The sequence below is a fragment of the Pleurocapsa sp. PCC 7327 genome (assembly GCF_000317025.1).
Taxonomy (GTDB): Bacteria; Cyanobacteriota; Cyanobacteriia; order Cyanobacteriales; family Microcystaceae; genus Hydrococcus.
In genome coordinates, this window is the sequence record NC_019689.1 from 2,130,351 (window position 1) to 2,143,802 (window position 13,452).

Below are 13,452 nucleotides of genomic sequence, written 5' to 3' on the forward strand. Positions count from 1 at the left end.
TCTTTCCAAACAACTCAATCGAGCAATATGAACACTCTCCCTCAGCCAACTAAACGTCGGCTCAAAAAAATTCCCCAAATTCCCAGCGTCTGGGAAGGAGATCGCCGTTCGCTATCGAGTTTCAGAGCGCATCTAGAGTCAGATACGGAAGGCAATGGAGAATGTATTATCTGGGTGGACGGCTCAGAAGGCTTTGTCAGAGCGATGGACGTAGTTTCCCCAGAAATGGGACCCGAAGCTGTCGTGCGCACGTTACTCAGAGCGATCGAAACCCCCCACAGTCCGGCAAAACCTGCTCGACCGCAGAAAATCGTCGTCCGCAATCGAGAAATTCAATTCTTTTTGCGGGGAGCGTTGCAGAATTTAGATATCGCGATCGACTACGTTCCAGAATTACCGCTGATCGACGAGCTATTTCGCAGCTTTGAGGATCTCAGCGGAACAAGACCGCCCGCCATTCCGCCCCTCTACGATACCGCTCTCAAAGACATTGCCCGTGAGCTTTGGCAAGCAGCCCCTTGGGAAGTCCTCGCCGATCGCGATGTTCTGGCGATCGAACTCAATCGCTGGGATGTTGAGACAATCTATGCCTGCGTGATGGGAATGCTGGGCAAAGAATACGGCGTCATCCTCTACCGCTCTCTCGACTCGCTCAAGCGATTTCGACTGGCTGCCCTCGAAGAAAAGTCGGTCGAGCAACTCGAAAAAGCCTTTTTAGCTCAAGATTGCTGGTTTCTCAATTACGAACCCGTCCGCGATGTCGAATGGGAGGAGGAAGAGTTCGACCTCGCCGATTTACCCCCTTCCCAGATTCGCCCCCTCTTTGGCAGCGTGCATCCCTATGAAGGCATCAGACCTTACTTGGACGAAGAAGAGGCTAAAGCAGTCTATGTATTGCTTCAGGCTCTCCTGCGCTTCTTTCGCGCCAGCAAGCGGGGATTAGATCGAGAACCTATCGATAGGATTAGCAAGCGCTATCGGATTCCTACCTCTCCAGCACCCGATGCTCGCGAAACTATCCCCGTGACGGTTTCTACCTTGCCAGAGTTATCTGCCGAGCTACTCGACATTATGGAAACCATAGAAGCAGAAGAAGATGAGAAGGAATCGCAATTGAGCGTGCCTTTGCGCGACGATTTAGTCCCCGATAACGCTTTTTTGAGCGTGGGAATGGTACCTTGGGAATTAGTCGAAACGCTTCGCCATCATCCGAAAATTTACTATCAAAACCAAGGGGCTTCCCCCAAAGGCGAGGGAATGCCCGTTGTCTTGATTCAAACCTCTCGTCCTAAAGCCAAAGCTTTGATTGAAACGCTCAAAAATGATGGAGGACTCAAGGCAATTTGTTTTAATCCAGGAGAAGATCCGTTTACGGGAGTCAACTACGATCTGGGGATTTTTCAAACATTCAATGAAAATTTCTACATCTTTGGCGAGTTTGTTAGCGACGATCCCGAACACGTTCAAGCTCGCAAAAAGTGGGATCGGCGCTGTCATAAAACCGAGAGGTATTGCGGTTTGATCGTCGCTATGGGAGTGACGGGAACCTCTCGCGGCAATCCCCAACTTCCAGATATGATGGCGCTTTTTGAGACTAAGGCACTCGATGCTAAAGAATTAGCTATGGGAGTGCTTCAGTTGATGCCTGAGTTTGAAGAGCTTTGATCTGATGCTGGTTTTCAAGATTGTCGCTCGCCAGCCAAAATCAACGCGATCGCGCCGAGAGCCCCATCTGGCACATCGAGCATCTTTTAGCTGAAAAAAGGTGGGCAATGCCCACCTCGATCGCTTACGCTTTAACGCCTTCCACTTCTGCAACCTTCAATAAAGTTGAGAGGACAGAATCGGGATTGAGGCTGATAGAATCGATTCCCAATTCAACTAAGAACTTAGCGAACTCTGGATAATCGCTGGGCGCTTGACCGCAAATACCGATCTTGCGACCTTTTGCTTTTGCCGCTTCAATTGCCATCTTCACCATCCGCTTTACCCCTCGGTTGCGTTCGTCAAACAGATGGGCAACTAAGGCAGAATCGCGATCTAATCCTAGCGTTAGCTGAGTGAGATCGTTGGAACCGATGGAAAACCCATCGAATACTTCGCAGTATTCGTCGGCGAGAATGACGTTGCTGGGCAATTCGCACATAACATAGACCTGCAAGCCATTTTCGCCGCGTTTCAAGCCATTTTTTGCCATTTCTTCGATTACCCGCTGTCCTTCTTCCGGCGTGCGACAGAAGGGAATCATGGGAATGACGTTGGTTAAGCCCATGCGATCGCGTACTTTGAGTATTGCCTCGCATTCGAGGGCAAAAGCCTGTTGATACAGCGGATCGTAGTAACGGGATGCACCGCGCCATCCCAGCATGGGGTTTTCTTCTTTGGGTTCAAACTGACGACCGCCCAAAAGATTGGCATATTCGTTAGATTTGAAGTCAGACATCCGCACGATGACGGGTTTGGGATAGAAAGCCGCCGCGATCGTGCCTATGCCCCGCGCCAACTTATCGACAAAGAACTGGGGTTTATCTTGATGCAGTTTGGTCAACTCGGCAATTTCTGCTTTTACCGAGTCATCTTGCAACTCGTCGAAGTGAATTAAGGCTAATGGGTGGGCTTTAATGTGGTTAGCGATGATGAATTCCAAACGGGCTAACCCTACCCCGTCGCAGGGAAGGCTGGCGAGAGAAAAGGCTTGTTCGGGATTGCCTACATTCATGAAAATTTGCGTACGGGTGCGAGGCAGATTGTCTAAGGTAGTTTCTGTGACTTCAAAGTCGAGTAAACCTTCATAAACCCGACCTTCTTCTCCTTCGGCGCAAGAAATCGTCACCTCTTGACCCGATTTAATGACTTCTGTGCCATTTCCAGAACCCACAATGGCAGGAATTCCCATCTCGCGGGCAATAATAGCAGCGTGGCAAGTGCGTCCTCCCTGGTTAGTAACGATCGCGCTGGCTTTTTTCATAATCGGTTCCCAGTCGGGATCGGTGCGATGGGTGATTAGGACTTCTCCTGGTTGGAAGACATTAAGTTTGCCTACATCTAGAATAACTCTTGCTTTTCCCTGTCCGATCGCCGCCCCGACGCTGCGCCCCGTCGCCAATACTTGGGTGCTTTCTTTCAATCGATAGGTTTTGAGGACATTGCCGGATTTCTGGGATTGAACGGTTTCAGGACGCGCCTGAACGATAAATAATTCTCCGGTAATTCCATCTTTTGCCCATTCAATATCCATTGGGGTGTAAGTTCCCCGGACTTGAGAGTAATGGTCTTCAATTTGAATTGCCCACTTTGCCAGCTGTAAAATCTCGTCGCTATTGAGACAGAATTTCCCTCGATCGGCTTTAGGTACGGCGACATTTTTGGTCAGCTTCGATCCGCCCGTATCGTAAACCAGCTTAATCGCTTTGCTGCCCAGCCGTTTGTCCAAAATAGGACGATACCCTTGTTTGAGAGTGGGTTTGAAGACTAGATATTCGTCGGGGTTGACTGCCCCTTGAACCACGTTTTCTCCTAATCCGTAGGCAGCAGTAATAAAGACCGCATCTTTAAAACCCGTCTCGGTGTCGATGGAGAACATGACTCCAGAGGAGGCTAAGTCAGAACGCACCATTTTCTGAATGCCGACGGAAAGGGCAACGGCAAAATGGTCGAATCCGTTGTGCTGGCGATAGGAAATCGCGCGATCGGTAAACAGAGAGGCGAAGCATTTATGACAGGATTCTATAACGGCTTTGATCCCATAGACGTTGAGATAGGTTTCCTGTTGACCGGCAAAACTAGCTTCTGGTAAATCTTCAGCCGTTGCGCTAGAACGAACCGCCACATCAACCTGTTGGCGAGTTGCACTCCCGAATCGTTCGCATAAACTTGTATATGCATTGGCGATCGCTTCTTGCAAGTCCGCTGGGAAAGGCGTATTGAGAATTAGCGATCGCGCATATTGTCCCCGTTCCTGCAAATTATTAACATCATCTACATCTAAATCGGCAAAAATTTTCCGTAATTTGTTCTCTAAACCCGCCGATTCAATAAAATGCCAATAGGCATGGGCAGTCGTTGCAAATCCGTTTGGGACGTTAATCCCTTTGGGCTGTAACTGTTGGATCATTTCGCCTAAAGAAGAGTTTTTCCCGCCTACTAAACCGACATCTTCTGTCCCTACTTCTTCAAACCATAGTATTAAAGCTTTTTCTCTTTCTATCGATCCCATTCTTATATCACCTTAGTTTTCTATGTTTTATTTCAGTGTAGCGAGTTTTAATTTATTCATTGGTATTCCCGCGATCGCGTTTTTATTATAACTGGGATAAACGGCTACTATTCTTAATAAAAAGAAATAATTAGAAGTCAAAAAAATCATTTTTTTAAATAGAGAGGATTGTGTTTATTTACCTTCACTATTTCTCATTTTGTATCACCTTGTCTGACCAAGTAGACAAAATTTGTAGGGAATTAGAGCGCACAGTAAACAGGTAATATAAAGTAATTAAAATTAAAAACTTCTAACTAAAAGTACAAAAACCCTGTAATACACTGTTATTTTTTTCTCTGCGATTTTCTTTGTGCGCCTCTGCGTTTTTGCGCGAGATAAAAATCATCCACAATGAGAGCAAGTATCTTTCTAAATTCCCTACTTCAATAGACCTCTTGCATAGGTCCAAAAATTCTGCATGTCATTAGTCGCCCAACGCACTAAAGCGAAGAACCTAAGAGATATTTCGCGCTTCGCTCAACATGACATATAAATATTTTTACAAGAGACAGGTACGATGAAAAACGCCCTCATAATCTGTTATAAAAATCTATTTTTATAACAGATTTAATATCTCCTAACCTCTAAACTGTTTCTCCACTGCACTAACTAACCAATCGCGCGGAAAAAAGCGAGAGAGATTAACCATCAATTTATTACCGACACCGCCAGTAACTATATGAGACTGATTTTGTTCTAAAGCTTTCAGGGCATCTCTGACCACTTCTTCGGCTGGAGTATATCGATTCCCATTCTCACCAGCAAAAGATGAGGGAAACTTGGCAACGTTGAAGAACTCAGATTCTGTTGCTCCCGGACATAAGGCTAAAATACGAACGCCAGTGCCTTGATTTTCTGCCCAAAGTGCTTCGCTAAAGTTGAGGACGAATGCTTTTGTGGCAGCATAGACAGATAGATAGGGCAGAGGTTGAAAACCTGCAATAGAAGAGACATTGATGATTCCCCCCGAACCGCGTTGTTTCATGCCGGGAAGAAATCGATAGGTCAATTCAACCAACGCCGTAATGTTGAGTTGAATCATCTCTACCTGTCGCTGTAAGTCTCTGTCTACAAACGCGCCATAGTCGCCAAAACCCGCATTGTTAATCAATAAATCTATTGTCAACCCTTTTTCAGAAATTGCATCAGCTATGGATTGCGTTGCTCCTGGCGCGATAAGATCTTGGACGATAACCTCCGAGCGAACCTGAAATTGTTCTTGGAGTTGTTTGGCAAGTCGGGCTAATTTCTCTTCAGAACGAGCAACTAAGACCACATCGGTCTTGCGGGCAGCTAATTCTCTAGCAAAAGCTGCACCAATTCCAGAAGATGCACCAGTGATTAATGCGATTTTCATGGTATTCAGTATAAGAGTTGCGGCTTTTGTTAAAAATTGTAACGCAAGCGATCGAGTTGTTCTAATATCTAAGATCGATTTAAATGGTCAGGGAAAAGATATTGCCGCCGATAATCACCGATAGCGATGAAATTTGATAAACCGCTTTATTATTTACTCAAGTCGCAGCTTGGTGGCATATCAATTATGGATCGCTATATCGTCACTGAGTTAATCGGACCTTTTCTTTTAAGCATTGGCATTTTTTCTTCTTTAGGCGTTGCGATTGGTTACTCGTCCGACTTGATTAACAAAGTTATTGAATCCAATTTGCCAATCGTGCAAGCAGCACAAGTATTGCTGTTAAAAGTACCTGAGTTTATCTCCTATGCCTTGCCGATCTCAGTTCTTCTGTCTTCGCTAATGGCATTCGGTCGCCTCAGCAACAATAGCGAGATAATTGCCTTGCGCGGTTGCGGTGTCAGTCTCTATCGAATTGTAGCCCCCGCGATCGCGCTTAGCCTATTGGTTACGGGAATAACCTTTCTCTTCAACGAATTAGTCGTCCCCGCAGCCAATTATCGAGCTACAGCTATCTTAGTGGAATCCATTCAGGAAGAACATCCCTTTTGGCAGACGAGAGACATTTTCTATCCCGACTACGAGAAAGTGACGTTGCCCAACGGCGAAACTAGGCAGAGACTCAAAAGCTTATTTTATGCCAAACAATTTGATGGCAAACAGATGAAAATGCTGACTATTTTGCAATGGCTAGGAGAAAACTTAAACCAAATTATTATTTCTGACTCGGCAAGTTGGAACGGGGAACAACAAACTTGGGATTTTTTTAATGGCACGATCTATAAAATTGCTTCCGATACTTCCTACGACGAGACGCTTTCATTCGATCGCCGACAGATTCCCTTCTCCAGAGTTCCTTTCGATCTCGCCGTTCTCGGTCGCGATCCCGATGAAATGAACATTGCTCAAGCGCAAGCGTATATGAAACTCCTCCGACAGACAGGCGATGAAAAAAAACTTCTCATGTTTGAAGTGAGAACCCAACAAAAAATGGCATTTCCTTTTGTTTGTTTAGTATTTGGCGTAGTCGGATCGGCGTTAGGAAGTCGTCCTCAACACGTGAGTCGCGCAACCAGTTTTGGATTGAGCGTCGCGATCGTGTTTCTTTATTACGTGTTAGGATTCTCGCTGGGAAGCTTCGGCACGATTGGTATTTTTTCTCCTTTTCTGGCGGCGTGGTTGCCTAATTTTATCGGTTTGGGAGTGGGATTGTGGCTGTTAGGGAGAACCGACAGCGATTAAAATCGCTGCCTCAGAAGTAAAGTCGTCTAAAGACGACTGGATAAGTGTTTCAGTCCATTTAAAATGGACTTTATTTATAAGCCAGGAAATTAATTTCCTGGCTTTGAGACTTTTGCAAATCGTTTAACGAAGCGCGGCTGAGTTAGTAGCCTAAGGACTAACTAATGCCGAGATTGGGGCACAATTATAAATAACGCAGAATTGGGTCAAACAAGCTCTCAAACGAATGTTCCAAAAGCTTGAGATTTCTTCCCGCGTTCAAATGATAGCCAAGCTTCAAGATATTATCGGTTCGATGGATTACTAATAGTGTCCGAGTTATGTTTTTTACGTACCAAACAAATATCGAAATAATATAGCATTTCCCGATCTGGTGAGGTACAATGCAGAGAGCGAGCGCATGACTGGAAGTCAACTAAAAATGAAAGCCTATTCTCTTGACCTAAGACCAAAAATTATTGATGTTTATCATCAAGGCAATATATCTCAACGTCAATTAGCTAAACAATTCGGTGTTGCCTTAAGTTCGATCGAAAAATTACTCAAACAAGATCGACAAACCGGACAGATTGCTCCTAAAGTAAGAATCAAACAAACACCGACTAAACTTAACCCTGAACAATTAAAGGTTCTCCAAGAGTTAGTTAACAGTAATAAAGATGCTACTTTAGAAGAACTTCGTCATCAGTTAGTAGCCACTACGGGAGTGGGAATTAGTCGTTCAACTTGAAAATTGTTGGTCAAAACTCAAAAGCATTTTCCGATCTCTTGGTGCGAGAACTTATCCTGATTTAGCTCATGCCATTGAATTGGCTTTCAATCAAATCTCTCTTAATGATATTCGTAACTGGTTTGTTCATTGTTGTTACCGTACCTCGCTAGACTGAAAAATGCTATATCTACCCTAATGAAGGCATAGTTTATTTCAAAGGACTTAGGCGAGAGTATGGCAAGTATAATCCGAATACGGGTCTTCAGTCTCCATCACCAGAGGATTGGGAAAAGCGTCAGCAAAAATTACGATGATGGAAACAGGAAATTCAAAGGCTCGATCGAGAAGCCAAAGACTATTGTAAGCAGCAAGGAATGAAATAATCACCGTAGAAAGACTTACAGCGTTCGATCGAGAAGCCAAAGACTATTAGACCTCCTGCAAAAGTGTTACGCGATCGCATAATTGGAGTGGGAAAGAAGTTCATAATTATAAATGCCAGCAATCAAATTAAATCTCAACCCAAACCGTCTTCTTCGGTTGCGATATCGACTTGAAAGAATTCTGAATATTTTTAGACTGCGATGAATATTTTCAATTACAATCCTTTCACTTGCTAACTTACGATTAAACTTCTTTTGCTCTAGACTTAACTGTTGATTGCGCTTTTTTTGTTGGGAATTCTACTGTTGGGATGAAGTTTCTGAATTCCTTGATATCCTTTATCAGCCAAACATTCTATCTGTTGTTCGATTCCTATTTTACTATTTTTCCAAATCTTAAAATCATGACTTTTTCCCTTCTCATGAGCAATACAAAGAATTTGTCTCGTTTTTGCGTCAGCTAAAACTTGCGATTTTATCGTGTGACACTTTTGCCGACCACTGTAGTAAGCTTTTTGTTTTTTTCGGTCTTTCTATTTCATGTTCTGCTACATCTACTACGACAATTTCAATTTCTGTATTTTGGGGTTGAACAGCTTTTTTCCCAGGCAGATTGAAAAGTCCCGATTTCATTAAAATATCTTCTACTTTTCTGGTGATTCGTAAAGCCGTTGTCTCGTTTATTCCCCAGCTAGTTCCGATATGAAAATAGGTGCGATACTCTCGCCAATATTCAAGAGTCATTAAGATTTGGTCTTCTGCGCTTAATTTATTTGGTCGTCCTGTTTTTTTTGTAAGACTTTTTCGGCTTCTAGAACTTTTACCATCTCTTTAAACGTCTCTGGATATACTCCACAAAGCCGTTTAAACTCTGTCGGTTTTAAATTTTTTACTTGAGAGTAAGTCATAACTCGAATTGTAATTTGGTTTTATTTTACCTAACTTACTCTGACTTTTGCTGGAGGTCTATTGTAAACAGCAAGAGATCAATTAAGAATTGCTGAGTCTTTCATTAAAACTTACAATCTTCTTAACGGCAGCAGCGTTAAATTTTTTATGTTGTCAGTTAAAGAAGCAGAATCAATCATTCTAGAGCTAGTTAAGCCACTCGATATACGAAAAGATACCGAAGTCGTTACTCTAAAAGATGCCACAGGTCGTATTCTGGCGCAACCCGTTACTAGCGATCTAGACTTTCCCTACTGGGATAATTCGGCGATGGATGGCTATGCAGTTAAGTTTGCCGATGTTGAATCCTGTAGTGCCGAATCTCCCGCCATTTTAGAAATCGTTGAAGAGATTCCCGCCGGAGTTCAGCCCAAAAGCGCGATCGCATCGGGACAAGCGGCGCGTATTTTTACTGGGGCGATGATGCCAGAAGGGACAGATACTATTGTCATACAGGAGAATACCAAACGAGAAGGAAATTGCGTTTTAGTGCTATCTCCCCCAAGTAGGTCAAACGCCTTCGTCCGCCAGCGGGGATCGTTTTACCAGGCAGGCAATCCGCTACTGGAGCCAGGTATAGTAATTAATGCGCCTGAGATTGCTGTATTAGCGACTGCCCAATGTACCCAATTAACGGTCTATCGCCGCCCCCGCGTCGCTATTCTCTCGACGGGAGATGAATTGGTTCCACCCGATAGAACCCTGCAACCGGGAAAAATTGTAGACTCAAATCAATATGCTTTGGCTGCATTTGTGGCAAGTCAGGGAGGAATTCCCATTCGCTTGGGCATCGTACCCGATAAACCCGATCTCCTCAAAGAGAAAATGACTCAAGCGATTGCCACTGCCGACATAGTTCTCTCTACAGGCGGGGTTTCGGTGGGAGATTATGATTATGTCGAGCAACTCCTCGCCGAGTTGGGAGGAGAAATCCGTATCCGCAGCGTTGCGATTAAACCCGGAAAACCGCTCACGGTTGCCGCGTTTGCCAATGGTTGCACCTACTTTGGCATTCCCGGAAATCCAGTATCTGCCCTAGTTAGTTGCTGGCGTTTCGTGCAACCTGCTTTGAGAAAGTTATCGGGTTTGTCGGACAATTGGCTGCCGACTTTTATGAAAGTGCGATCGCGCGATCGTTTGATTTCTGATGGCAAGCGAGAAACTTATCTTTGGGGACAGTTGCAGTCAGTTGACGGTGTCTGCGAGTTTCAATTGGCGGGTGGCGCTCAAAATTCAGCCAATCTCATCAATCTAGCACGAACGAACAGTTTGGCTGTTTTACCTGTCGGTCAAACGGCGATCGCGTCAGGACAAGAAGTCGATGTAATGCTGGTGGCCGGGGCATTTGGTCGTTGATAGTAGTTAGTAGTTGGAGGAAATGTTAGTGACAACTAACCACTAACTAATAACCATTTTTAATCAATCCGCATCCAGGGATAGCGTTCTAAATCTTCTCGCTTCCAGCAAGCTAAACCCGCCCATTGACCCAAGGTTTCTACAATCGCGATCGCATCTGGATTCTCAAAGGTAATGCGTCCTGGCGTTCCCGCTTTCTCAAGCGCTTCTAGCAAAATTTTATCGAGAAAATGCTCTTCATCCAAACTGGAGAGGCGACCTTTAAAACCGCGACGGTGTATTCGCACGTGAAAACTTTTACCTGCCAGTTGGGGCACCCACTGCAAAACAATCTCTTTTGCCTTAGCTTCAAATTCTTCAGGCGATTGAAAAGTAAAGGTATTGGTTACGGGAACGATGCGAGCAATGCGAGTCAAAAAATCGGGATGGTTTGCGATCCACTCCTGTAAGTTTTCTAGAAATCGGTTGATATCGCCAACTTTCATCGCTAAAACGTTAAAAAAGTCAGTTTCACTGACGATTCCAAATCCCTGGAGCTCTTTAAAGGCTTTTTGAAAGCTGTGCTCGTGAAGATTAACTACTACATTCCAATCGCGCATTATCCTTCTCGCCTCCTCTTATTTTGCTTTTCTAATCCTATTCTCGCTCGGTTTAAAACTGCCCTGTAATTCAAAGAAATTAAAATAAAGGGTTCTCCGTACTAAAATTATTCAGTAGTCTGAAACCAAAGCTGAAGAAAAAGATGTCACCAAGAGTGAATTTCACTATGGCAAATTCCAGTGTGGAATTCTTTTGCCTGCTGAGGTTGAAAATACCAATGTCACGGCAGAGTACAAAGATGGGATTTTACATCTGACCTTGCCTAAAACTCAAGCAGAAAAGAACAAAGTTGTCAAAGTTAATCTCGTCGAACCAACTGCTGCTTAATTAGTTTCTCTTTTAGGAGTCTTGGCTCTATATTGCTAAATATTACTAAGGCTTTTGAATTGAAAAGTTTTCATTTATAATTAATTTATTCTGTTTAAACTTAGATCTTGTATCTTGGGCATCAACGCCTAGAACTAAAGTTCTAAGTTCAAAGCTTAACACTATTAAAATAGACTAAAATTCCTATCGGGTCTTGTTTAGAAGACTTTTTTGATCGGACAGGAAATTAATTACAAGAGTCAGCAATTCAAATCGCTGTCTCATGTTTAAAGTCGTCTTTAGACGACTGCATAAGCGGTTGATGCAACTTGATATTTAGGTTCCAAGAAATTTATTTTTTTGGGAAAATCAAAAGACAATTACCCTAGTTGAATCATCAAGAAATTAATAATTATGTCAGTCAATTATCAAGGGAAAATCATTACTCTTTGGACAACTTTTCTTTTAGGAACAATTTTTCACACCGACCTAGGTTTAATGCCTCTATTTCACGGAAAAAGCGTCGCTCATTCCCATGAAATTGGAGATATTTCTTGGGTTATGTGGTTAATGTTAGCTTTTTTTGTCTTGCCAATGTTTGCTATTATCGCTACGGCTTTTACTGAGTCGAAACGCTTCAGAGTTGCTCATTTTGGATTGACAGTCTTTTATTCGGTCATGAATTTACTCCACATCATCCTCGATCTATTTGTAACGCCGATCGCCTGGTATCAAATCACTTTAATGGTTATTTTGTTCGCGATCGGACTTTTGTTAAACGTTGTTTCTTTTCAATGGATGCAACATCATCCCAGAGGAAAAAGATTGCAAGAACAAGTATCCTTTTAGTACAAAATACGGGAATTAGGAGCCAGGAGAAATATTCCGAACTCCGAACCCCAAACTCTTATAAATGGCTACAATTCTAAGACCCCTAAGCTATAAATATCAGTGGCTCTATGATGGCATTTCTCATCTAGCTGCTCTTGGCGTTGGAGGAGAAAAGCGATTTCGCCATCTTGCCTTGCAAGATTTGGACATTAAACCCGATACCGAGATTTTAGACCTTTGTTGCGGTGCGGGTCAGACCACTCGATTTTTGGTGCGATTCTCCAATCGCGTGACCGGATTGGATACATCCCCCCTTGCCCTTCAAAGAGCAGCTCGTTCGGTTCCTCAAGCCAATTATATCGAAGGGTTGGCAGAAAAAATGCCACTGCCTGACGAGCAGTTCGACCTCGTGCATACCAGCGTTGCCCTACACGAGATGGAAACAGAACAACTCCAACAAATTTTAAGCGAAGTTTATCGCGTTCTCAAGCCAGGAGGGATTTTTACCGCGATCGACCTCCACAAGCCAACTAACAGCTTATTTTGGCTGCCTCTGGCAATTTTTATGTGGTTGTTTGAAACGGAAACGGCGTGGCAGCTACTGGAGATAGATTTAGTCGAGCGACTCAAGGCTGTAGGGTTTTCGGACTGTCGGCAGCGTCTTTATCTCGGAGGAAGTTTGCAAGTCATTCAGGCAAGGAAATAAGATTAACAACGTCCCCATTTATATAAATCAATCAATGTTGAAGGTAGATCTTTTACAGCCCGATCTCATTTTAGGAGATACCGTGTTGGGCATAACGCCAGAGATTTTGCACCATTACCAACTTAAAGGTTTGGTTTTGGATGTGGATGAAACGCTAGTGCCTCTCAGAGTCAGAGAAGTATCTGAAGAATTGATGCAATGGGCAACTGAAATTAGACAGGTAGCGAAAATCTGGCTGGTTAGTAACAATTTAAGCGAAAATCGCATCGGTAAGATCGCTCAATCCCTTAACGCGCCGTATACCTGGGGAGCGAGAAAGCCATCTCGACGGAAGTTAAGACAAGCCCTTCAGGCATTGAATTTACCAGCCTCGCAGGTAGCAATGGTTGGGGATCGCCTTTTTACCGACGCGATCGCAGGCAACCGCTTGGGAATGTTTACTATTTTAGTAGAGCCAATGGTCGATCCCGCGATCGCGGCACGTTCTTACCCCATCCGCAACTTTGAAGTTTGGCTATCCAAAAAACTTGGCGTATCTTTAACGACAACTCAACAAATGTTTACAAAAAGTGACGAGACTTAAGAAAAAGAAAGATAAAAAAATAATTAAGGAATTAAAGAATTTGGCAAATTTAGGGAATTCTATATAGTAGGTTTCAAATGGGGTCAGCCAATATAAAGACCCTAAATATA

At 43.7% G+C, this 13,452-nt stretch carries 11 protein-coding genes and 3 pseudogenes; 9 read left to right on the plus strand and 5 right to left on the minus strand.

All coding sequences use genetic code 11. The annotated features are described in order from the left end of the window. Positions 1 to 27 precede the first annotated feature (27 nt). Entirely contained in the window at positions 28 to 1,665 is a 1,638-nt protein-coding gene (locus tag PLE7327_RS09490) for a hypothetical protein (RefSeq protein WP_015143629.1), read from the plus strand. 124 nt (positions 1,666 to 1,789) lie between these two features. Here PLE7327_RS09490 and ppsA read toward each other — a convergent pair whose 3' ends face one another. Both ppsA and PLE7327_RS09500 read right to left on the minus strand, forming a co-directional pair. Continuing rightward, complete coding sequence (gene ppsA, locus PLE7327_RS09495) at positions 1,790 to 4,216, minus strand: phosphoenolpyruvate synthase (protein ID WP_015143630.1); 2,427 nt, start codon at positions 4,214 to 4,216, stop codon at positions 1,790 to 1,792. A gap of 619 nt (positions 4,217 to 4,835) precedes the next feature. Continuing rightward, positions 4,836 to 5,615 (minus strand): SDR family oxidoreductase, encoded by a 780-nt coding sequence (locus tag PLE7327_RS09500; RefSeq protein WP_015143631.1) that lies wholly within the window; start codon positions 5,613 to 5,615, stop codon positions 4,836 to 4,838. A 126-nt stretch (positions 5,616 to 5,741) separates the two neighbouring features. Here PLE7327_RS09500 and PLE7327_RS09505 point away from each other — a divergent pair, with 126 nt between their 5' ends. The 3 genes and pseudogenes from PLE7327_RS09505 to PLE7327_RS09510 all read left to right on the plus strand — a co-directional run bounded on the left by PLE7327_RS09505 (position 5,742) and on the right by PLE7327_RS09510 (position 7,647). Then, complete coding sequence (locus tag PLE7327_RS09505; protein WP_015143632.1) at positions 5,742 to 6,917, plus strand: LptF/LptG family permease; 1,176 nt, start codon at positions 5,742 to 5,744, stop codon at positions 6,915 to 6,917. 154 nt (positions 6,918 to 7,071) lie between these two features. Further along, positions 7,072 to 7,224: pseudogene (locus tag PLE7327_RS26490) on the plus strand (helix-turn-helix transcriptional regulator); the annotation flags it as partial. A gap of 93 nt (positions 7,225 to 7,317) precedes the next feature. Then, the gene (locus tag PLE7327_RS09510; RefSeq protein WP_371265282.1) at positions 7,318 to 7,647 is read left to right on the plus strand and encodes an IS630 transposase-related protein; all 330 of its coding nucleotides are present in this window, start codon (positions 7,318 to 7,320) and stop codon (positions 7,645 to 7,647) included. Between the two features lie 204 nt (positions 7,648 to 7,851). On the opposite strand, the gene PLE7327_RS24325 is transcribed toward PLE7327_RS09510, so the two are convergent. Then, positions 7,852 to 8,016, minus strand: a complete 165-nt coding sequence (locus PLE7327_RS24325) for a hypothetical protein (protein WP_217523360.1) — start codon at positions 8,014 to 8,016, stop codon at positions 7,852 to 7,854. Positions 8,017 to 8,078: 62 nt separating this feature from the next. Further along, a pseudogene (locus PLE7327_RS23305) lies at positions 8,079 to 8,920 on the minus strand (IS5 family transposase). A 148-nt stretch (positions 8,921 to 9,068) separates the two neighbouring features. Here PLE7327_RS23305 and glp point away from each other — a divergent pair. After that, on the plus strand, positions 9,069 to 10,316 hold the full coding sequence (gene glp / locus PLE7327_RS09520; protein WP_015143633.1) for a gephyrin-like molybdotransferase Glp: 1,248 nt from the start codon (positions 9,069 to 9,071) through the stop codon (positions 10,314 to 10,316). 59 nt (positions 10,317 to 10,375) lie between these two features. Here glp and PLE7327_RS09525 read toward each other — a convergent pair whose 3' ends face one another. Further along, positions 10,376 to 10,915: a THUMP domain-containing protein gene (locus PLE7327_RS09525; protein ID WP_015143634.1), complete on the minus strand. Its 540-nt coding sequence runs from the start codon at positions 10,913 to 10,915 to the stop codon at positions 10,376 to 10,378. A 118-nt stretch (positions 10,916 to 11,033) separates the two neighbouring features. Between PLE7327_RS09525 and PLE7327_RS23955 the strand changes: the two are divergent. The 4 genes and pseudogenes from PLE7327_RS23955 to PLE7327_RS09545 all read left to right on the plus strand — a co-directional run. Next, a pseudogene (locus PLE7327_RS23955) lies at positions 11,034 to 11,243 on the plus strand (Hsp20/alpha crystallin family protein); the annotation flags it as partial. 393 nt (positions 11,244 to 11,636) lie between these two features. After that, positions 11,637 to 12,071 carry a hypothetical protein gene (locus PLE7327_RS09535; protein ID WP_015143635.1) on the plus strand — a complete coding sequence of 145 codons (435 nt, stop codon included), beginning with the start codon at positions 11,637 to 11,639 and terminating at the stop codon, positions 12,069 to 12,071. Between the two features lie 64 nt (positions 12,072 to 12,135). Next, positions 12,136 to 12,759, plus strand: a complete 624-nt coding sequence (locus PLE7327_RS09540) for a class I SAM-dependent methyltransferase (RefSeq protein ID WP_015143636.1) — start codon at positions 12,136 to 12,138, stop codon at positions 12,757 to 12,759. A gap of 34 nt (positions 12,760 to 12,793) precedes the next feature. Continuing rightward, positions 12,794 to 13,342 carry a YqeG family HAD IIIA-type phosphatase gene (locus PLE7327_RS09545; RefSeq protein ID WP_015143637.1) on the plus strand — a complete coding sequence of 183 codons (549 nt, stop codon included), beginning with the start codon at positions 12,794 to 12,796 and terminating at the stop codon, positions 13,340 to 13,342. Positions 13,343 to 13,452 lie beyond the last annotated feature (110 nt).